This window comes from Micrococcaceae bacterium Sec5.7, assembly GCA_039636785.1.
In the GTDB taxonomy this organism is placed as follows: domain Bacteria; phylum Actinomycetota; class Actinomycetes; order Actinomycetales; family Micrococcaceae; genus Arthrobacter.
Genome location: CP144169.1, coordinates 2,659,932 through 2,679,388, shown reverse-complemented (window position 1 = coordinate 2,679,388; position 19,457 = coordinate 2,659,932). Strand labels below are relative to the sequence as shown.

Sequence of the window (19,457 nt, the reverse complement as noted above, 5' to 3'; positions counted from 1 at the left end):
TGGACGGATGCCTGACGGAGTTTTGTGCGTCACAGCGGAGCCCCTCAAGGTGCATCAGGGCAACGCCGCCACGTAGTCTAGGACGGTGACTACTCCCACTGCATCCCAGACTTCCCAGAAGCCGGTGCTGGTTGTTGACTACGGTGCCCAGTACGCGCAGCTGATTGCCCGCCGCGTCCGGGAAGCGAATGTGTATTCGGAAGTGGTTCCGCACACTCTCACCACCGAGCAGCTCCTGGCCAAAAACCCTGCCGCCATCATCCTTTCCGGCGGCCCCTCCAGCGTGTACGCGGACGGGGCCCCGAGCGTCGGTGCTGACCTCTTCGAAGCCGGCATCCCTGTCTTCGGCATCTGCTACGGCTTCCAGGCCATGGCAAATGCGCTGGGCGGCGTAGTCGCGCAGACGGGTCTGCGCGAGTACGGCTCAACCGAAGCCACCACCGCGGGCAGCCCCCGCTCCATCCTGGCCGGTGTCCCCGAGCTGCTGAGCACCTGGATGAGCCACGGTGACTCCGTGCAGAAAGCACCGGACGGATTCGACGTCCTGGCCACCACCGCCGGAGCGCCGGTGGCAGCATTCGCCAACGAGGAAAAGTGCCTCTACGGCGTGCAGTGGCACCCCGAGGTGAAGCACTCTGCCTTCGGCCAGCAGGTGTTGGAGAACTTCCTCTTCAAGGGCGCCAAGCTTGAGCCGAACTGGACCACGGGCAACATCCTCGAAGAGCAGGTTGAACGGATCCGCAAGCAGATCGGCGACGCCAAGGTTATCTGCGGCCTGTCGGGCGGCGTTGATTCCGCCGTCGCCGCTGCGCTGGTCCAGCGCGCCGTGGGCGACCAGCTGACCTGTGTCTTTGTGGACCATGGGCTGCTGCGAGAAGGCGAAGCAGAGCAGGTGGAGCGTGATTTCGTGGCCGCCACCGGCGTCAAGCTGTACGTCGCCAATGAACAGGAGCGCTTCCAGAGTGCGCTTGCCGGTGTCAGCGATCCGGAGACCAAACGGAAGATCATCGGCCGGGAGTTCATCCGGGCATTTGAGGAAGCCGAACTTGCCATCATCGCCGAGGCTGCTGCCGAAGGCGGGAAAATCAAGTTTCTCGTCCAAGGCACGCTGTACCCGGACGTTGTGGAATCAGGCGGCGGCGAAGGCGCAGCCAACATCAAGAGCCACCACAATGTTGGCGGGCTGCCGGAGGATCTGCAGTTTGAGCTCGTGGAGCCGCTGCGTGCACTTTTTAAGGACGAAGTCCGGGCTGTCGGCGCCCAGCTGGGTCTCCCGCAGGAAATCGTCGGACGCCAGCCGTTCCCGGGCCCGGGCCTGGGTATCCGGATTGTCGGCGAGGTCACCAAGGAGCGGCTGGACCTGCTGCGCAAGGCGGACGCCATTGCCCGCGCCGAACTGACCGCAGCCGGCCTCGATAACGACGTCTGGCAGATGCCGGTTGTACTGCTGGCCGACGTCCGCAGCGTTGGTGTCCAAGGCGACGGGCGCACATACGGACACCCGATCGTGCTCCGTCCGGTGTCCTCCGAGGACGCCATGACCGCTGACTGGTCCAGGCTTCCCTACGACCTGCTGGCACGGATTTCCAACCGGATCACCAATGAAGTGGACGGCGTCAACCGCGTGGTGCTCGACGTCACCAGCAAGCCGCCGGGAACCATTGAGTGGGAATAGCATTTTGAGTGGCCGGTCTCCGAGTTGAGGCCGGCCTTTTCGCTTTATTGAAGTGAAATCCGGTGCAATTTCGCCTGACGCAGTGTTGCGGTCTCTCACTGCCGGCCGTTTCCGGCTACGCTCGAAAGTATGCCGGTTTCGTCCAGGGCGTCACGTGCAAGCGCAGAAAAGAAGGCAGCAGTGTCAGTTGGTCAAGGCCACCCAGAGGGTTCGGAGGAGCTCAGGAAATGGCTGGCGGGGCTAAAGCCCGTCACCGGGGCGGATACGATGCTGCGATTCATCAAGACCCCCGAAGGCTCAATCGACCTCACCAGCGCCCACCCCTCGGGCCTCGCCCAGCTGATGGCCGGGCGCCGCACGCGGCTGTCCACGCTTATCCGTGACCATCAGCAGTATGTTGTTGCTGCCCGGGCCTCGCGCAATCTGCGGTCTAAAATCTTTGAACTCGGCAATGACCGCGGCATCGACGCAGGGTACTTTTCCGCCGGCACAGTGGTGTGGACATCCGCCGTCGGGGGAAAGCCCCAGCGGGTTTCCGCTCCGGTCATGCTCACTGCCATTTCACTCACGGTCCGCCCCGGCGAGGATGACTACGAACTCCAGCTGACGGAGCAGGCACAAATCAATCCTGCCTTGATCCGCCACCTGAAAAACATCCACGGGATCGTTTTCGACGTCAATGCTGTAACCAGGATGGCCTACAGCACCGCACGGTTCGATCCGCAACCGGTGCTGGACAGGCTGGGCACGCTGGTCAGGCCAATCCACGGCGCAGAGGTGGAACACAACCTGCTCGTCTCAACCTTCGCGGACCTATCCGGTAACCTGGACGATCCGTGGATCAATCAGAGCAATTCGCTGGTGGCGGCCTTGGCGAAGGCCGCAGCGGGTGGCGTCATTGATGTAGCCGAACCGGAACAGGGTCGCTTCCAGAATGTGGACGAACGCAGTCCCGAAGCCGAAATGCTCCTGCTGGATGCGGACACGGACCAGCAATACGTCGTGGATGCGGCCCGTGCCGGGGATTCATTGGTGGTCAGCAGCCCGCCCGGCACCGGACAGACGCAGACTGCGATCAATACCATCGGTGCGCTGGTTGATGAAGGCAAAACAGTCCTGGTGGTGGGAGACAGGCGTTCAAGCCTGAATGAAGTGTTAAGCCAGCTTGAACCCCTGGGTCTGGAGTCCATACTTTTCCAGCTTTCAGGCAATGCCACGCCCCCGCAGCTCAAGGGTCAGCTGGTGCGGGCAATCATGCGGAACGAAAAGTCCCTCCAGCCGCAGCTGGGCAACCTCCACAAGACGCTCACGGAGCACCGGCACGCGCTGATGGATCATGTAGCCTCGCTCCACAACGTGCGCAAGCGCTGGGGCTGCTCGCCGTACCAGGCCATGCAGTCCCTCGCCGAGCTGACCTCCATCCAACCGGCTCCGGCAACAACCGTCAGGCTCAAGCGAAGTGTCCTGGACAGCATCCGGGACCGCAAAGAACTGGCCGGACGCCTACACCGGGCGGCTGAACTGGGGAGCTTCAGCCGCGCATCCACAACCAGCCCGTGGCATGGCGCCCGGCTGCTGACACGCAAGGAGACTGAGGAAGCCCAGCAGCTGGCGCGTTCAGTGGAGAAAAAACTCCCATTGCTGCGCGACCGGATGAACGGTGTGGCGGAGCACGCCGAGATCCGCCTCGGTTCGAATTTTGCCGAATGGGGTTCGCAGCTAGAGCTTCTGATGGCGGTGCGGGAGAGCCTGGACAAGTTCACCCCGGATATCTTCGACCGGCCCGTCCACGATCTCATCTCAGCCACAGCTTCATCCGCATGGCGGCGTGAGCGGAATATTGAGATGGCCTCCATGCAGCGCTCGCGCCTGCGCCGTGTGGCCAAAGAGTACGTTCGTCCGGGCGTCCACATTGCCGATCTCCACAGCTCGCTGGTACTGGTTCAGGAGCAGCGCGCACTCTGGGCGGACTACGCCACCTCGCAGCGCCATCCGGCGGTACCTTCAGGCCTGGCCGAGATGAATGTCATGTACCGCGGGCTGGACCGTGAGCTGGCGCAGCTTGGTGCCGCCCTGCGTCACACGGAAGCCGGGGGGTATCTGGAAAACGCCCCGTATCCGAAACTGATGGAACGGCTGGAGCGGCTCGTCGCGGATAACCGTACGTTGAAGACGCTTCCGGAGCGTACCCTGCTGGTCGAGGACATGCGTGAGCATGGGCTGGGCGAGCTGCTGGCCGATCTGGCGGAGCGGGAAGTCCCGGCGGACTCCGTTGCGGCTGAACTTGAGCTGGCCTGGTGGCAGTCCGCCCTGGAAGCAATGATCAGCGGCGATGACTACCTGGCCATGTCCGACGGCGATGCCCTGCGTCAGCTCGAAGCTGAGTACCGGCTCGCCGACAACGCCCACATCGCCAGCGGTGCAGCGCGGCTGCGGTGGCAGCTGTCGGAACGGTGGCGCGCCGCCATTGGGGAAAACCCCCGGCAGGCAGATCTGCTCCGGAGCCTCCTCAAAGATGGCCGCGTGACTCTCGCCGCCCTCACCGCCCAGGCCCCTGCACTTGTCCCCAGGCTCGTCCCGGTCTGGTCCGTGAGCCCCTACCTCATGACCGGACTCATTCCGGCTGAAAAGAACTTTGACGCCGTGATCGTCTTGGACGCCGAGGCAACGTCGCTGCAGGCCGTTCTGCCGGCGATCGCCAGGGCAAAACAGGTCATTGCTTTCGGCGATGACAAGATCGCCAGCCCGCGGACGTTCACGGTTGGAGTGGAGCGCCTCGCTGCCGGCGAATCGGCGCACCACCCTGTGGAGAGCGCCTTCGGGGCACTCTCCGGCGTGTTGCCCACGTGGCGCCTGAACTCTGTGTACCGGGCAGTGGATGAAGATCTGGTGCTTCAGCTCAGCAAGAACTTTTACGACGGCGGCCTCCGCCGTTTGCCGGAAGGGCAGGCGGCAACGGGCCTGGACCGTGCGCTGCTGGTGGAATACCTGCCGGACGGCACCGGGCTTCCGAGTGCGGACCACGAGGGTGTTGAATCCGTCGTGGCCGAGGTCAACCGCGTGGTTGAGCTGGTCTTCGAGCACGCCCGTGTACGGCCCCGCACCTCCCTCGCGGTGGTCACGGCGAGCCTCCGACACGCTGCGAGGATCGGCGAGTCCATCCGGCTGCAACTGCCGAACCATCCGGCGCTGTCTGGCTTCTTCACCGCCGGCCCGGAGTCATTCCGGGTGGTGGATCTGGAGCGCGCACAGGGCCTGGTCCGCGACCATGTGATCTTCTCTCCGGGCTTCGGACGCACACCCCATGGGCGTGCGCTGCATAATTTTGGACCTCTGTCCGCCGAGGGTGGCCGCGCAAAGTTCGCCCTGGCCATGACACGGGCCAGGCGCTCACTGCATGTCCTGAGCTGTTTCAGACCTGAGGACCTGGACCGGACCCGTCTGGCCCACGGCGCAGTGGATCTCTATGAACTGCTGGACCGGGAACTCTCGGGCAACACGGATCTCGGCAGTCCGGCTTCGCGCGCGGCGGCCAGCGAGCAGGCACTCGGGGCAGACCCCCTGGTGGCGGATCTGGGCGACCGGCTCCGGGCCCGTGGCGCGCGTGTCTGGCACCAGTACGATGGCGTCATAGACGTCGTGGCCGCAGCAGATCCGCTCAGCACCATGGGTCAGGAGGATGCCGAAATCCCCCGCCCGGTGGCCATCGAGTCAGACGGCACCGAACAGTACAGGCGTATGAGTGTCCGCGAACGGAGCCGGCTCCGCCCGCAGCTGCTGGAGCGGCTGGGCTGGCGGTATATGCCGCTGTGGACCATTGAGGTGTTTACTGATCCGTCGGCCTGCGCTGACCGGATTGGCGGCTATCTTGGTCTGGAAAAGCCAGTGGTGCCGGGCCGCGCCACAGCATCACCCGGATTTCTCGATGACGACGTTGACAGCCTGGCTCTGGGTGGCCTGGACGGCCAAGATGCGCAGGACAACAATGAGAACGAACACAACGTCGTTGACAGCGAGGAGGCAGCTTCCGTGAACACGGTCGCCAACAATGATCCCCAGAACGACCGCTCCGTCGGAGCCACGGCCGGTTCAGCCGGCGTCATTCCCAATAAGGCGTCCGAAGACGACCCGCGGCGTTGGGGAGATCACGCCGCAGATGACGATCACGATTCGTGGCTCAAGGAGCAGAAGCCCCCGCACTGGGGCTAGCGGGTACCACGGGCAATGGTGCTGCCCGGGCCAGCCGTTCTACCGCGGATCCGGCCCCACAAGTACGAAAAACAATTTCCCCTGCGTTGATGCGCCCGCAAGTCTGATGGCCTGTTCCGGCGTTGCTGCGACCACCAGGAGCCCGTCCGTCTCACCGGCGCCCAGCCACTGGCCCGTCTTGCCGCCTTGGCTGGACGTCCAAAGCACGGGCACGCCGGAGGCAAGGATTTCTGACGGCGACTTTTGGTCATAGGCGTTTCCCCTGGTCATGACAACATTGACGAGCTGGCCTGGCGAAACCAGCTGGATCGATGATGGATCCGCCATTCGCAGCGGCACGGCTGCAGATCCCGGTGATGTGCCGGCCAGCAGCCCGGGGCCCAGCAGCTGGGTTTCTGACAGCAGTTGGCCTTTCCGCAGCGGTGCCGCGAGCTGTTTGCCCTGGACCGCGGCACCGTCGGTGAAAGAACCGTCGGGCACAACGCCAGGAGGGATTCTGAGGGAAACCACATCCGCGCCCGTCAGCGCGGTGCCGGCAGGGAGATCCCGCGCGGAAGCCAGGGCCACAATGGTATCGGCGGGTGCCGGAGTCAACTGATGAACGGCAATCCCGGCTGCAACGCAGAGCAGCAGGGCTACTGCGAGCCGGCGGTTGCGGTTGAGCCAGGCGGTGAGCCTGCGGCCGCTTCTCCTGGTTCTGCCCTTTGCGGGCGGCTGGCGGCGTGCAGGGCGTGCATGTGGCCCGGAAATTCGGCTGGCGTGGAATAAGGTGACTGGCATGCTGCCACGCTATGTTCGGGCCGCAGGGCAGCGACAGAGGCAGTGTCACCTATGTGGAAAAGCCGGGCGTCGGCGTCGGACTTCCCGTACGCGCGATGCTCCGGAAGAGCGGTCAGGCGATCAGCTGGCGGCAGCGGGAGCGGCCGTCGCAGGGGCCGGAGACGCCGGTGCTGCCGGCGCCGCAGAGACTGTGCTGCCTTTGGCATCGCGTGAATCAGTCCGGTAGAAACCAGAGCCCTTGAAGACCACGCCAACACTGTTGAACTTCTTGCGCAGGGTTCCCTGGCACTCCGGGCAGGACGTCAGAGTGCTGTCAGTGAATGACTGCACGATGTCGAAGACATGGCTGCAATCCTTGCAGGCATAAGCATACGTGGGCACTGGAGATCCTCCTCTGGGACAAACGACAGGTCCCGTGCTGTCTGGACCGGATTTCCGGTTACGGAGATCCGTCCCTTAGCAGTCGCAGGGCCTGAGTGCCAATTCTATCATCCGGAATCCGGACCTCACGTAAGCCGGATATATCCGGCCGGCGTCAGAACTGCCGGCACCCGCCGGTCAAAGGGCTCGGCTGGAATGCTTCCGGCCGGCAGCAGCTCAGAATCGAACACGACGGCGGCCAGCGGAAGCGACCATTCACGCGCTTCGAGCGCAGCCAGGAATTTGTCGTAATAGCCACCACCCTGGCCGATTCTGTTGCCGCTGCGGTCCACCGCCGTGGCGGGAAGGAACACAGCCGCCACGGTGCGCATGATGTCCGTGCCGTGCCGCTCGCCGGCGGGTTCCTGAATGGGCGCAAACCTGCTGCTGACGAATACGCTCCGTGGGGTCCAGTACACCCAGCTCAAGGTGCGGCCCGGCTCGCAGACGGGGAGCAGCACCGAGTGCCCGGCTTTGTGCAGGGCCGTCATCAGGGGCAAGGTGGGCGGCTCGGAGCCCACCCCGAGATACACGGCGATGGCGGCCGCCCTTCCACCTGAAATCTCTGCAGCCCATTCAAGGCCGTGGGTGGCAATGGCTGATCCGGCAGCGTTCAGCCGGGCAACGTCCAACTCCGCGCGCCCGCGCCGGTGTCTGGTACGGATCTCTTCTTTGGATGACATGAATTCGTCTGTCATAGTGACTCCTCCTTCCCGGAGACGCTGCAAGATGGTGCATATGAGGCACTGTCCGGAATATTTACTGTATGAATGGTCCCTCCGCTAGATTAGTCCAGTGACTACCACTAATCCTTCTGTCCGCAAGGCCGTCATCCCCGCTGCGGGGCTCGGCACCAGGTTCCTGCCCGCCACGAAGGCGATGCCCAAGGAGATGCTCCCGGTGGTCGACAAGCCGGCCATCCAGTACGTGGTTGAAGAGGCAGTCAAGGTTGGCCTCAGCGACATCCTGATGATCACCGGCCGCAACAAGCGCGCGCTTGAGGATCACTTCGACCGCGTTCCGGCCCTGGAGGCAACCCTGGAGGCAAAGGGTGACACCGCCAAGCTCGAATCGATTCAGGCTGCAAGCAACCTGGGCGACATCCACTACGTCCGTCAGGGCGATCCCAAGGGCCTTGGACACGCAGTGCTGCGTGCCAAGCAGCATGTGGGTTACGAGCCGTTCGCCGTTCTGCTTGGCGATGACCTGATTGACGCGCGCGACGAGCTGCTCAGCACCATGATTGAAGTCCAGGCCAAGACCGGTGGCTCCGTGGTTGCCCTCATCGAAGTGGAGCCTTCGCAGATCAGTGCCTACGGCTGCGCTGACGTCCAGCAGATTGACGGCGAGGGTTACGTCAGGATCAACAAGCTGGTGGAAAAGCCTGATGTCGACGAAGCGCCGTCGAACCTGGCTGTGATCGGCCGTTACGTGCTGCACCCGGCCGTGTTCGACGTCCTGGAAAAGACCGAGCCGGGCCGTGGCGGGGAAATCCAGCTGACCGATGCCCTGCAGGAACTTGCAGCGGGCGAAGGTGAGGGTTATGGCGTTTTTGGCGTCGTTTTCCGTGGCCGCCGCTACGACACCGGAGACAAGCTCAGCTACCTCAAGGCCTGTGTTCAGCTGGCTATTGACAGCGACGATCTTGGCCCGGGACTGCGGGAGTGGCTGCCGGCCTTCACCGCCGGCCTGACTAAGTAACACCCCCGTGCGGGTCAGCCAGATCTGGCCGGTAACGCTGGAGTGCGGCGATGTTCTGCTGCGCCCCATCAGGTACCGCGACAAAAAGGAATGGATGGAGGTCCGTTCCCGTAACAGTCAATGGCTGGCGCCCTGGGAGGCATCGAACCCGGCTCCGGGTGGAGCTCTGCCGGATTACCGGCAGATGGTGAGGGCACTCAACGCCCAGGCCGCTCAGTCCACGGCCTTGCCGTTCCTGATTACGGCCGGGACCCCCGGGTTCAGGGACCCGGTCATAGTAGGCCAGCTGACCGTTTCGTCGATTGTCTGGGGATCGGCCATGATGGCGACGCTGGGGTATTGGGTTGACCAGTCGCGGGCAGGGCAGGGGATAGCACCCACCGCGGTGGCCATGGCCACGGACCATTGCTTCCGGATCCTGGGCCTGCACCGGATGGAGATAAACATCCGGCCGGAGAACGGCCCCAGCCTGCGTGTGGTGGAAAAACTGGGATTCCGGGACGAAGGGTACCGTCAGCGCTTCCTGCACATCAACGGCGAGTGGGCGGATCATCGTTCGTTTGCGCTGACGTCCGAAGACGTGCCGGGCGGACTTTTGCGCCAATGGCTGGATAGCCGCCCGTCCTGAACTGTGGTGTGTCCAATGCGGGACAATCGCGTCATAAATCCATTGATTTGACACCTCTCCGGCGACACACCGGCGCTAATGCGACAGCCCCCCGCCATATGCTCATACCGTTTTGATTGTGGACATCCCCCTTAGCAGCTCAGTGATCCTTGTGGTCGCGGTTGCGCTCTGGATTGTGTGGGTTGCCCCCTACGTGCTCCGGAACGGCAGGCAGCAGTTTCAGGCTGCAGGCGAGCTGATGGCGGACGTCGCCGACGTTGAAACTGCAGACCCGCAAGCCGGGACGGTCATCAACATGAACGCCCAGCAGGAGAAACCCATGGACACCAGAAAGAGCCCCGAATCCTCAGGGGGGGCCGCATCTCCTGACACCGGGCGCTCCTCCGAATCGAATGCCCCCGAGGCAAACGGCCGGCTGAGAATCCGCTACGGGCGCTGCGCCATCGCCCTGGTCGGGGTTGTCTCCCTGATGACTGCCTTTGTCTCCGCGGTGCTGAGAATCTTCGGGATTGGAACTTCCTGGCTTCCGGTTATTGCACTGTCGGGATGTGTCGGCGCAATCGTCGTGCTCCGCCGGCTCGCCGTGCGTGATCGCCGTGCGAAAGTGAATGCAGCCTTCACCGACGCGATGAGTGCTCCTGCCCGGCGACATGATTCCGGTTCCGGCGACATACGTCCCCCTGAAACCAGGGACGATGCCGCGCGCACCGAAAACCCGCTGTTTGACGCCGAAGCCGGACGCCCCACCGTGTCGCCACTGACGGCGATGGAACTCCGTGAGGCCGCCCTGGCTGTGGCCGTGGCATCAGGAGACAACAGCGTCCGCGCGCCTAAACTCCCAGTAGCGGCTGCCGGCACCAAGTGGGAGCCGGTTGAGGTTCCCAAACCCACGTATGTCGAAGCCGCCAAGGCCGACCGCCCTGCACCGGATCCGCTTGATCTGCCGCAGGCTCCCAAGTCAGTGGGCAAGCCGTCCCTCAAGCAGGGCACGGCTGCGGCGCCGGCTGCCGCCTCGGCACAGACCCGGCCGCTCACCAAAGCGCAGAGTGCCCTCAGCAATCTGGACGACGTGCTTCAGCGCCGCCGTGCCTGACATGACCCGGATCTGTGTTGCCGGTGGCACGGGCCAAGTAGGCCGCGAGGTAGTGCGGCAAGCTCTTGCCCAGCGGCACGAAGTGTCCGTGCTCAGCCGGAACCCGCCCGCGGCAGGCGCTGCAGGCCATCACGACGGCGCCAGATACTTCGCGGCTGATGTCACCACGGGCGAGGGGGTGGACGCCGCTGTGGCGGGCGCCGACGTCCTGATTGACTGCCTTGAGGGTCAATCCGGGAAAGCCCGGAAGAACTATGCCGACGGCGGCTCGCGACTTCTGGCCGCGGCACAGGCGTCCGGGGTGGCCAGCGCTGTACTTCTGTCAATCATCAACTGCGATCAGAGCAGCTATGGCTTTTACAGGTCCAAGGCGGACAAAGAGCGGGTCTATTCGAAATCGGCTCTGGCGACTGTTACAGTCCGGGCCACGCAGTTCCACAGCCTGCTGGCAATGATGTTTTCCGCCGGTTCGAAGCTCAGGCTGATTCCGGTCGTCAAGGGTGCGAGGTTCCAGTCGATCTCGCCTACTGAGGTCGCCGCAGCTTTGCTGGCAGCAGCCCTGGAACCGCCCTCAAGCGAACGGCACCGGCTGCGCACGATCGGCGGCCCTGAAGTCAGCGGAATGCGGGAGCTGGCGGAAACGTGGAAGCGCGCCACGGGATCGCGGGGACGGGTGATCGAGTTGCCGCTCCCTGGGCCCATGGGAAAGTATCTGCGCGAAGGCATGAACCTCATCCCCGAACAGGGGTTCGGGACCGAGACGTTCGGGAGCTGGCTGGCAAAGCGCCCGAAAAATTTATAGCCTAGGGTCACCGGCCACGCCGTTCCCAGCGGGAACGGAGCCGCCGGGGGCTATAGCTCAGTTGGTAGAGCGCTTCGTTCGCATCGAAGAGGTCAGGAGTTCGAATCTCCTTAGCTCCACCAATGAGGCCTTACCCGAAACATGGATGAAGTTCACGTTTCGAGGACTCAATTTTCTTCGAAACGAGAAGAGCCACCCTGTGGGGGTGGCTCTTCCTTTCCCTTGTGTTTCGTTGTGGATCCTCAGAGCGTGTTCTCGTATTCTGCCGGGATCTCGCACCCGCTGGCAATCACGAAAGCATCGCCACACTGAGAATGATCCGAGCGACGTCACACGAGTTGTTCCCGCGGTCACAGCAACGGGCATCAACGGAGACAACTCCGGAACGCCGAGATGACCCTGGCTGGCCGAGCACGCGAGCGTCAGAAAATGGCCGAGTAGCGACTCACTGCAGGGAGCCATATGCATTCCTACGCTGGAATGGCGGCGGCCATCGCGGACATGACAGCCGCGACCTTGAAGCTCACGACGGCGAAGCTGATCGCCATGGTGCCGATGAGTGAATATTCGCTCTTGAGGGGTCCATATGTGGTGCGGGTTAGCGCCGGGGTCCGAGCCCACGATTTGCGCTGGTCAGCGCCAGTGTTGGTGTGGTTGAGCGCCACCTGAAAAGCTCCTTCCACCGCGTGAGGGCCACGTGGTGGAAGGAGTACCGGTAATGGTACGGAAGATCAAGGCGAAGCTCGTCTTGCAGTTGCATAACCAGGGCCTGTCCGGCAGAGCGATCTCGCTTGCTCAGGGCATGTCCAGGCACAGCGTTCAGGCGGTGATCGATGCTGCGGATCAGCTCGGGCTCGGGTGGGACGATGTTGCGGAGAAGTCTGAGGGCGAGGTGTATCTGGCGCTGTTTCCCGGTCGCGGGGTGCGGGAGAGCGTGTTCGCGCAGCCGGACTGGGTCCAGGTGCATCGCGAGCTGGCCAGGGTTGGGGTGACGTTGAAGCTGCTGCACCAGGAGTATCTCGACGGGTGCAGTCGGGCCGGGCAAGCGGCGATGAGTTATGACCGGTTCTGCAGGCTTTACGGCGATTACGCCAACGTCACTGGCGCGTCGTCTCGGGTCGGCCATAAGGCCGGCCGCAGCGTCGAGGTCGACTGGTCCGGGCCGACGATGCAGCTCGTTGACCCGGCAACGGGAGAGGTCTCGAAGGTGTATTTGTTCGTCGCGTGCCTGCCGTTCAGCAGGTATGCGTTCGTGGAGGCGACGTTGGATATGCGGCAGGAGTCGTGGCTGCGCGCGCATGCGGCGATGTTCGCATTCTTCGGCGGCACGGTCCCGAGGCTCGTCCCCGACAACCTCAAGACCGGGGTGATCTCTCACCCGCGCGAGGGCGAAGTCGTCCTCAACGACGCTTATCGGGAGATGGCGGCGCATTATTCGGCGGCGGTACTACCGGGCCGGGTGCGGCACCCGAAAGACAAAGCCAGCGTAGAAAACACTGTCTCCCACGTCGCCACCTGGGTGATTGCGGGTCTGAGGCAGGAGCAGTTCACCAGCCTGGTGCAGCTGCGGGCCCGGGTTCGGGAGCAGATCGATGCCTACAACCGACAGCCGTTCCAGAAGCGGGAGGGCTCCCGGCTGAGCGTGTTCACGGCCGAGGAGAAGCCGCTGCTGCAACCGTTGCCGGCGGTGACTTTCGAGATCAGCACCTGGACATATGGGCGCAAAGTAGGCCGGAACGGACACGTGGTCTGGTCAAAAAACTTCTACTCCGTCCCGTTCACCCACATCGGCGCGCATGTTGATCTTCGCGTCACGGACACCATGCTCGAGATCTATCGGGGTGATGAGCGCCTGACCAGCCACCTGCTGCTGCCCGTGACGACGACGAACCAGTATCGGACGAACGAAGCCGACCTTCCCGAGGGGCACAGCTGGCAAGCCTGGGACCGGGCCCGGATCGACGCCTGGGCGTTACGGATGGGACCGGCGACCGGGACCGTGATCGAGAAGATCTTCGAGTCTGTCCGCATCGAGGAAGCCGGCTACGACCCGGCCCTGGCGGTGCTGCGTCTGTCTCGTAGGTTCTCACCAGCCCGGGTGGAAGCCGCATGCCAGCTCGCGCTGCGCGGTCCGATACGATCGCCCCGTTACGCCCACCTGCGGCCGATCCTGGACACCGGGCAGGACAAAACCGGGCACGTCGAGGAGCCTGATGACGAAGATGGCGGATACGTGCGCGGCAGCTCCTACTACGCAGGAGGGACCCGATGAGCCGCCTGGACACGGAAACCAAACGCAAGCTGCGGGAGATGAACGCGGGCGAGCTGCTGGAGGCCATAGATACCCAAGACGAGACGCTGAGCATCAGCCTGCCGTTCGAAGATCGTCTCCGGCTGGTCGTCGATGACGCCTACGCGTCGTTCACCCATGCCAAAGTCACCGGCCTGATCCGGCGGGCGGGGCTGCGCTACCCGAACGCTGACCTGCGCCGCATCGACCTCCTCGACGAGCGAGGTCTTGACCGGCCGCTGCTGAGCCAGCTCGGCACCTGCTCGTTCGTGGCCCGGCAGCAGAACGTTGTCTTCCAAGGGTTCACCGGGTCGGGGAAGTCCTACCTGGGGTGCGCGATGGCTAAACGCGCATGCGAACACCGCATCCGCGCGCATTACGTCCGCATGCCCGACCTCGAGGAAGCCTGGGTCGCCGCCCAAGACACCCCTGGCGGATCCGGCAAGTTCCTGCGCAAATATGCGGCATTCACCCTGCTGGTCATCGATGAGTGGCTGCTGGATCGGCCCACGGAATCGATGCGCACCATGCTGCTGGAACTGATGGAACGCCGCTACGGGGAGACGTCAACAGTGTTCTGCACCCAGTACTCGCAGAAGGACTGGCACCAGCGGCTCGGCTCCGGCGTTCACGCCGACGCGATCATGGACCGGATCATCCACAACACGATCTGGGTCGAGACAGGCAATTACAACATGCGCGAGCACACAGCACTCGCAACCGCCTAGCAACCGTCACGGAGAGCGTCAGCGGCGCCAGGCCCCGCGACCGCTGGCGCTCTCTCGCACGAACCCCGGCGCTGAACCGCACGAACAGGTGGCGCTCAAAGCTTCAAATACTCAATGAGTACCCAGACCGGAATGAGACCGCGGCCGACAGCGACCTTGTGAACGATGACGGAGCGGCCGATGATGTAGATCGTGGCGCCCAGGAACGCCCAGGCCCAGTGGAAGGGACGAATCACACCGGCCCGGCCAAGCTTTTGCCAGTCGAGATATGCCAGCAACACGGACACCCCGTAGATGAGCCAGCCGCTTCCGATCAGCAGGAAGTACGACGGGGTGAACACGGAGCCAGGGTCGACGGTGGGTGTGCGCCGGGCCCCCACGTAGACGATGCGAAATACCGGGTTCCAGGTGATGATGAGCGCAACTGCGATGAGGGGCAGAACGGTGATTACCCAGATCAGCGGGTTGTAGACGGGGGTCTGCGCACTGATCTCGGGGCGGGCAGTAGGCCTGTTCTGAAAGGGCGCGCCGCTTAAGTGTTCAGTCCACCTCCGGCCGTCCCACCATCGAAGCTGGGCGGACCCGGAGGGATCCGGATACCAGCCGGGAGCAGCCAAAGGGCTGCGGGGCGTATCCGTCATTTTGCTCCTCCTGTGAGTGTGTGCTGAAAGAGAGACTACCCGCGCGGAACCCTGGCTGGAGGCTAGACCAGAATTCGTCTCCCTGCGTTGTCTCCTCGAAGTACTCCCGGACCATCTTCATCGGGCACTCTCGAACGGCTTAAGGCTATTCCTGGCTAATGTGCTTGTCCATGGGTTCCGCGTACTCCTCGCCGGACCCCGAATGCAGGCTTGGATTTCCGGATCGTACAGCAGCCTGCCCATGGAAAGTAGTGGCCCCGGCAGCCTGAGCTCCTCCAGGAGGCAAAGCCACCACCTCAAGGGAGTGGCTGGCGAAGCAGTCGACGACGGCCGCCTATGGGCGCCCGGCCGGTGCGATCACTCCAGGGACTTTTTCGCAAAAGCGAAGTAGCCTCCGGACACCTCCTCGAAGCCAAAACCCTGCCAATAGGTTTTTAAGCCGGCGTTCGCCGTCTCGTGTTCGGGCGAGCCCTCCCTGGCGCCTCATCGGAGATCATCGGCGCGGCCTGCAGCAGCACGAGGGCCACGGCACGGCCAACCGTTTCGATGATGGCGTTCAGTACGGTGTAGCCGATCTTGTGTCCGCGGTACTCCGGAGCGATCTCCAAGGATGAAACGATCGTCAGGTCGGCGCCGTTCTGTAGGTTCTCGGCGATCAGGTTGGGACCATCCACGGTCAGTATCCCGGCGGCATCGGCTAGTTCCTGGTCCACGGCGTCAAGGGTGGGGACGAGATTGATCATCCCGGCCGATACTCGAAGGTCAGATAGTCGGGGTCGAGGGGGCATGACACCGTCCTTGGTCTGGGCCGGTTGAGGTGCTTCAGCGGCAGTCTATGTGGACGAGGCGCCAAATACGTCAGGAATACAGGTTGCCCGCGGCACGGATCCGTTGTTGCCTGGACACTCCTGCAGCGGCCGTGAGCTCGCTGCGGAGCCAGCCGCCTTAGAAACCGCTCGACGAACTGTCGACTTGCCAGCGTATTGGGAGGACGATTAAGGGGCAGTCGTTATAAGGAGGTCGGTGATGTGCTATCCATCGAACGAGAATTTCCGGCGGAGCTTCAAGAAGGGTTCCGCCCGGGAACCTGAAGGGCGCCGGGAGACGAACACTGAGGAGCGCCCGGAGCTTCGGGTGGAGGCGCAGGACTTCAAGTTCTGGGCCTTCCCCCGCTGGCGCCGGGAACGCAAGGATCGGGAACCGGTTGCAGACCTCACCCGCGAGAAGGTCTAGCCGCGAAAGAATGGAAGGCCCCGCGCCGTGGGGCCTTCCTCCGGCGCCGGCTCAATAGTCCACCCAATCCTCGACGGCTTGGGCCAACGGCGTATTGGCCCCGGCCGGGTTCTTCCATTTCGTGACTTCGCTCCGCTCCAGGCGGTTTTAGCTGGACCGCTTTCACCTTGGCCTCAGCACAATTCCGGCCCATTGACGGTACAGCGGCGCGGGCGTAGCCTCAGCGCATCCGCACTGCTCTACTAACCAATTGGGAGTACATCATGGCCGAATTTATGGATGTTCACCGCAACATGGTGGGAATCACCGCCGAGGACCTGCTGGCTGCGCATAACGCAGACCTCGCAATCCAGGGTGATGAACACGTTGATTTCAAACGGGCGTGGGCAGATCCTGAGGCGGGCCTTGTCTACTGCCTCTCGGAGGCCCCGTCCGCGGACGCTGTTCAGCGTATTCACGAGCGGGCAGGACATCCGGCGGACGAGATCCACCCCGTGCCGCTGGCAGTCTGACTCCTGCTTTTCACTGGCCCGGCGACGCCCTTTTCACTGGCCCGGCGACGCCGCGTGCCGGGCGCGTCTTCGCTTAGCTTCCTGACATCTCCTCGGTGGAACGCTCGTCAGCTGATTGAACCCGTGCGAGCAGGGACAATGTGTGGGCGACCCGGGCCATGTCCGCGGGTGACGTCGGGCGACTTCCCGTGGGGCCGGACGCCGCAGCATCCCAGTCCAGCGGGCCTATGCCTATCAGGAACAGAGTGATGTCCTGGTCGTAGACCACATCCACCATGTTGCTGAAACGCTGCCATGCAGATGCGGTGCCGGCGGAAGACTCAACAGCCGGTGAAGGAACATCGTCGATCACCCATGTCCTGTACTCCGCGGCCAACGCGAGGTAGTCCGCCGTGGAAGCCAGGCCACCGCAGAGTTCTGCGAAACTCATCCACAGGAGTTCGCCGCCGGCACTTTTGGCGGTCAGCGGTTGGGTAGTCGGCGTCAGGATCCGCTGTTGGACGGACGACGGCGGGAACAGGCCGTACGCGCCCAGCTGAAGGGCTGAACCGGGGCTGATGACGCGGCCGAGGAGGAATCCAGCATGCCCTGTGTCGGCGGCCGCTTCCGGAGCCGGGTTCTGCCGGAAGCCAGGGGCTCCCTTGATCTCCCCGGGGTCCATCAGCTACAGCCAGCCTTTCCTCTTGAATATCGTATACATCAATGTGGCTGTTCCGGCCATAAGACCGATGGCCATGGGATAGCCGAGTCCCCAGTGCAGCTCCGGCATATGGTCGAAGTTCATGCCGTACACCCCCGCCACAAAGGACGGCGCGAAGAAAATGGCAGCCCAGGAAGAGATCTTCTTGACCTGTTCGTTTTGCTCCGCGCTGGCCTCATTCTGCCGGTTCGCCGTCAGCGTCCCGTCCAAGGTGAGGGCGTTCTGTAGCAGTTCGCGGAATGAATTAGCCCGGGAGATGACATGTTTGACGTGGTCCTCCACGTCACGGAGGCTGCGCCGTAGCTCCACGTCCACACCGTATTTTTCGAACCCGCGCTTGAGGAGTTCCATCATTTCCGGTAGGGGATGGATGGCGCGCTGGAACTGGATGACTTCGCGGGCCAGCTCATAGATCCGTCGGGACACCGTGGAGTCGCCGCTGAAGAGCTGGTCCTCAATTTCGTCGATATCATTTTCAAGCCCTGCCACCACCGGCGCGTAATCATCCACCACCTGGTCCAGGAGTGCGTACAGGACTGCCTCCGGGCCATGGCAGAGCAGATCCGGGCGGCTTTCCAGCCTGTGCCGGACTTGCGCAACGCCGGCGGTTTCCGCGTGCCGGATCGTCACCACGAAATTCCTGCCGGTGAAGATGTGCAGCTCGCCGAACTCCACGGTTTCAGTGTCGTCCAGATAGCGTGCCGGCCGGAGCACAGTGAAGAGGTTGTCGTCGTAGCGTTCCAGCTTGGGCCGCTGATGGGCTGAAATCGCATCCTCCACGGCAAGCGAGTGCAGCCCGAACTCGCTCGCGACGGCGGCCATCTCGGTTGCGGTTGGCCTGTACAGCCCGATCCACGCCATTCCGCCATGCCGGGAAAGGGTCTCGAAGGTCTGCTCGAGGCTCTCCGGCTCGGCACTGCGGACGCCGTCAACGTAGACCGCGTTATCAATGATGGTCATAAGGCAAAGATCTCCGTCGTGCGGGCTTAGGACATGGCTCCGATGATGGCACCGGCCACCGTCATGGCAACGAGGTCATGACCCGAATCAATGAGGGTCACGGCAACAGGACGTCCGGCAAAGCCGTTGTGGATAACGTGGCCGCCGGCCCGGAACACAACAGCCAGAACCAGTGCGAACCAGCCGCCGGCCACTGCGCTGTCCAGTTCGAGCTTGCTGATGAGCACCGCCAGCAGAATGGCGGTGAGGGCGGCCGCAACCATCATGGGAATCCAGATACCAGCGCCTCCGCCAATGTTCCTGAGGTCTTCTTCGGTCTTGCCTATTGCCGCCATCCACTTGGTTCCAAGCACGGCTGGCATGTACCAGACAAAGCCGATTGCCATGCTGGAAACAAAGGCCAGAAGTACGGCCAGCCAGTTGATCTGCGAAATAAATGAGAGCCAGTCCATGCTCGAATCCTAGTCCTCCCGGCCGGCGATACCGCGGCTCAACCGCGCTTACTTTGAACGTGTTGACCGGGCCGTTCCGGCGGTGGCGAGCCGGCTGATCAGCGGTTCGGTCCGGTAAGGAATATGGGTGTGGAGTGCCAGCACGGTCTCGGTGCGGATCACGCCCTTGACCCGGAGAATCGACCGCAGGGCCGCCTGGAGATTGTGCGTATCGGTGGCAACAACGCGGCACCAGACGTCGCCCCGGCCGGAGATCTCATGGACCTCGAGAACCTGAGCGATCAGACGCAGGGCACCCACAACGCCGTCGAGTTCGCGGTGGGTTACTTCGATCGTTACGAAGGCGACGACGTCGTAACCCACTGCCTCGAGATCAATCTCGCGTCCGCCGTCGTGGAGCAGACCGGAGCGGAGCATCCGGCGCACCCGCGACTGTGCCGTGTTCCGGGCAATGCCCAGAGCATCGCTTAGTTCGCCGATCTGGATCCGGGGATCGCGGATGAGTTCCAGCAGGATCTTCAGGTCGGTGGAATCGAGACTGTTCAAATCGTCACTCCGGTTCATTCAGACATGGGATCATTGACTCTTTTGATCAATCTTGACATGAATTTCTGTTGGATAGAGCATTCATGC

General features: G+C 63.2%; 20 protein-coding genes and 1 tRNA gene. 11 read left to right on the top strand and 10 right to left on the bottom strand.

The annotated features are described in order from the left end of the window. Positions 1-85: 85 nt before the first annotated feature. Together guaA and V3C33_12735 are read left to right on the top strand one after the other, a co-directional pair. Entirely contained in the window at positions 86-1,675 is a 1,590-nt protein-coding gene (guaA, locus tag V3C33_12740; protein XAS66362.1) for a glutamine-hydrolyzing GMP synthase, read from the top strand. Between the two features lie 129 nt (positions 1,676-1,804). After that, the gene (locus V3C33_12735; GenBank protein ID XAS66361.1) at positions 1,805-5,884 is read left to right on the top strand and encodes an AAA family ATPase; all 4,080 of its coding nucleotides are present in this window, start codon (positions 1,805-1,807) and stop codon (positions 5,882-5,884) included. Positions 5,885-5,923: 39 nt separating this feature from the next. On the opposite strand, the gene V3C33_12730 is transcribed toward V3C33_12735, so the two are convergent. The 3 genes from V3C33_12730 to V3C33_12720 all read right to left on the bottom strand — a co-directional run bounded on the left by V3C33_12730 (position 5,924) and on the right by V3C33_12720 (position 7,782). Further along, positions 5,924-6,664: an RcpC/CpaB family pilus assembly protein gene (locus tag V3C33_12730; GenBank protein XAS66360.1), complete on the bottom strand. Its 741-nt coding sequence runs from the start codon at positions 6,662-6,664 to the stop codon at positions 5,924-5,926. Positions 6,665-6,784: 120 nt separating this feature from the next. Continuing rightward, positions 6,785-7,045: an FmdB family zinc ribbon protein gene (locus V3C33_12725; GenBank protein ID XAS66359.1), complete on the bottom strand. Its 261-nt coding sequence runs from the start codon at positions 7,043-7,045 to the stop codon at positions 6,785-6,787. A 125-nt stretch (positions 7,046-7,170) separates the two neighbouring features. Next, positions 7,171-7,782 (bottom strand): 5-formyltetrahydrofolate cyclo-ligase, encoded by a 612-nt coding sequence (locus tag V3C33_12720; GenBank protein ID XAS66358.1) that lies wholly within the window; start codon positions 7,780-7,782, stop codon positions 7,171-7,173. Positions 7,783-7,879: 97 nt separating this feature from the next. On the opposite strand from V3C33_12720, the gene galU reads away from it, so the two are divergent. The 5 genes from galU (at position 7,880) to V3C33_12695 (ending at position 11,430) form a co-directional block, all read left to right on the top strand. Beyond that, entirely contained in the window at positions 7,880-8,785 is a 906-nt protein-coding gene (gene galU / locus V3C33_12715; protein XAS66357.1) for a UTP--glucose-1-phosphate uridylyltransferase GalU, read from the top strand. 7 nt (positions 8,786-8,792) lie between these two features. Next, on the top strand, positions 8,793-9,413 hold the full coding sequence (locus V3C33_12710; protein ID XAS66356.1) for a GNAT family protein: 621 nt from the start codon (positions 8,793-8,795) through the stop codon (positions 9,411-9,413). Positions 9,414-9,531: 118 nt separating this feature from the next. Continuing rightward, the gene (locus V3C33_12705) at positions 9,532-10,506 is read left to right on the top strand and encodes a hypothetical protein (protein ID XAS66355.1); all 975 of its coding nucleotides are present in this window, start codon (positions 9,532-9,534) and stop codon (positions 10,504-10,506) included. Position 10,507: 1 nt separating this feature from the next. Beyond that, positions 10,508-11,308, top strand: a complete 801-nt coding sequence (locus V3C33_12700; GenBank protein ID XAS66354.1) for an NAD(P)H-binding protein — start codon at positions 10,508-10,510, stop codon at positions 11,306-11,308. A gap of 46 nt (positions 11,309-11,354) precedes the next feature. After that, positions 11,355-11,430, top strand: a tRNA-Ala gene (locus tag V3C33_12695). 348 nt (positions 11,431-11,778) lie between these two features. On the opposite strand, the gene V3C33_12690 is transcribed toward V3C33_12695, so the two are convergent. Beyond that, a complete protein-coding gene (locus V3C33_12690) occupies positions 11,779-11,973 on the bottom strand; it encodes a hypothetical protein (protein ID XAS66353.1) in 195 nt (64 codons plus the stop codon). Positions 11,974-12,026: 53 nt separating this feature from the next. Here V3C33_12690 and istA point away from each other — a divergent pair, with 53 nt between their 5' ends. Further along, positions 12,027-13,580, top strand: coding sequence for an IS21 family transposase (istA, locus tag V3C33_12685; GenBank protein ID XAS66352.1), 1,554 nt, complete (start codon positions 12,027-12,029; stop codon positions 13,578-13,580). After that, a complete protein-coding gene (locus tag V3C33_12680) occupies positions 13,577-14,326 on the top strand; it encodes an ATP-binding protein (protein XAS66351.1) in 750 nt (249 codons plus the stop codon). The genes istA and V3C33_12680 overlap by 4 nt, the downstream gene beginning before the upstream one ends. Positions 14,327-14,421: 95 nt before the next feature. Here the strand turns inward: V3C33_12680 and V3C33_12675 are convergent, their stop codons facing one another. Both V3C33_12675 and V3C33_12670 read right to left on the bottom strand, forming a co-directional pair. Continuing rightward, a complete protein-coding gene (locus V3C33_12675) occupies positions 14,422-14,967 on the bottom strand; it encodes a DUF2510 domain-containing protein (protein XAS66350.1) in 546 nt (181 codons plus the stop codon). Between the two features lie 434 nt (positions 14,968-15,401). Then, the gene (locus V3C33_12670; GenBank protein ID XAS66349.1) at positions 15,402-15,710 is read right to left on the bottom strand and encodes a hypothetical protein; all 309 of its coding nucleotides are present in this window, start codon (positions 15,708-15,710) and stop codon (positions 15,402-15,404) included. A 283-nt stretch (positions 15,711-15,993) separates the two neighbouring features. On the opposite strand from V3C33_12670, the gene V3C33_12665 reads away from it, so the two are divergent. Further along, the gene (locus V3C33_12665; protein XAS66348.1) at positions 15,994-16,200 is read left to right on the top strand and encodes a hypothetical protein; all 207 of its coding nucleotides are present in this window, start codon (positions 15,994-15,996) and stop codon (positions 16,198-16,200) included. A gap of 263 nt (positions 16,201-16,463) precedes the next feature. Further along, positions 16,464-16,712, top strand: a complete 249-nt coding sequence (locus tag V3C33_12660) for an SCO4226 family nickel-binding protein (GenBank protein XAS66347.1) — start codon at positions 16,464-16,466, stop codon at positions 16,710-16,712. 73 nt (positions 16,713-16,785) lie between these two features. Here V3C33_12660 and zapE read toward each other — a convergent pair whose 3' ends face one another. From zapE to V3C33_12640, 4 genes are read right to left on the bottom strand one after another with little or no spacing between them, the layout of a single operon-like run. Continuing rightward, positions 16,786-17,373: an AFG1/ZapE family ATPase gene (gene zapE / locus V3C33_12655; GenBank protein XAS66346.1), complete on the bottom strand. Its 588-nt coding sequence runs from the start codon at positions 17,371-17,373 to the stop codon at positions 16,786-16,788. A gap of 3 nt (positions 17,374-17,376) precedes the next feature. Further along, positions 17,377-18,372, bottom strand: coding sequence for a magnesium/cobalt transporter CorA (corA, locus tag V3C33_12650; GenBank protein XAS66345.1), 996 nt, complete (start codon positions 18,370-18,372; stop codon positions 17,377-17,379). A gap of 26 nt (positions 18,373-18,398) precedes the next feature. Next, positions 18,399-18,824: a DUF1761 domain-containing protein gene (locus V3C33_12645; protein XAS66344.1), complete on the bottom strand. Its 426-nt coding sequence runs from the start codon at positions 18,822-18,824 to the stop codon at positions 18,399-18,401. Positions 18,825-18,872: 48 nt separating this feature from the next. Further along, positions 18,873-19,388 (bottom strand): Lrp/AsnC family transcriptional regulator, encoded by a 516-nt coding sequence (locus V3C33_12640; GenBank protein XAS66343.1) that lies wholly within the window; start codon positions 19,386-19,388, stop codon positions 18,873-18,875. Between the last annotated feature and the right edge of the window lie 69 nt (positions 19,389-19,457).

Excerpts from the sequence above, each read along its gene's own strand:
- V3C33_12670 (XAS66349.1), bottom strand. The coding sequence starts at position 15,710 with ATGATCAATCTCGTCCCCACCCTTGACGCCGTGGACCAGGAACTAGCC.
- V3C33_12675 (XAS66350.1), bottom strand. The coding sequence starts at position 14,967 with ATGACGGATACGCCCCGCAGCCCTTTGGCTGCTCCCGGCTGGTATCCG.
- corA (XAS66345.1), bottom strand. The coding sequence starts at position 18,372 with ATGACCATCATTGATAACGCGGTCTACGTTGACGGCGTCCGCAGTGCC.
- V3C33_12660 (XAS66347.1), top strand. The coding sequence starts at position 16,464 with ATGGCCGAATTTATGGATGTTCACCGCAACATGGTGGGAATCACCGCC.
- V3C33_12730 (XAS66360.1), bottom strand. The coding sequence starts at position 6,664 with ATGCCAGTCACCTTATTCCACGCCAGCCGAATTTCCGGGCCACATGCA.
- V3C33_12665 (XAS66348.1), top strand. The coding sequence starts at position 15,994 with ATGTGCTATCCATCGAACGAGAATTTCCGGCGGAGCTTCAAGAAGGGT.
- V3C33_12680 (XAS66351.1), top strand. The coding sequence starts at position 13,577 with ATGAGCCGCCTGGACACGGAAACCAAACGCAAGCTGCGGGAGATGAAC.
- V3C33_12720 (XAS66358.1), bottom strand. The coding sequence starts at position 7,782 with ATGACAGACGAATTCATGTCATCCAAAGAAGAGATCCGTACCAGACAC.
- zapE (XAS66346.1), bottom strand. The coding sequence starts at position 17,373 with ATGGACCCCGGGGAGATCAAGGGAGCCCCTGGCTTCCGGCAGAACCCG.
- istA (XAS66352.1), top strand. The coding sequence starts at position 12,027 with ATGGTACGGAAGATCAAGGCGAAGCTCGTCTTGCAGTTGCATAACCAG.
- V3C33_12700 (XAS66354.1), top strand. The coding sequence starts at position 10,508 with ATGACCCGGATCTGTGTTGCCGGTGGCACGGGCCAAGTAGGCCGCGAG.
- V3C33_12640 (XAS66343.1), bottom strand. The coding sequence starts at position 19,388 with ATGAACCGGAGTGACGATTTGAACAGTCTCGATTCCACCGACCTGAAG.
- V3C33_12735 (XAS66361.1), top strand. The coding sequence starts at position 1,805 with ATGCCGGTTTCGTCCAGGGCGTCACGTGCAAGCGCAGAAAAGAAGGCA.
- V3C33_12645 (XAS66344.1), bottom strand. The coding sequence starts at position 18,824 with ATGGACTGGCTCTCATTTATTTCGCAGATCAACTGGCTGGCCGTACTT.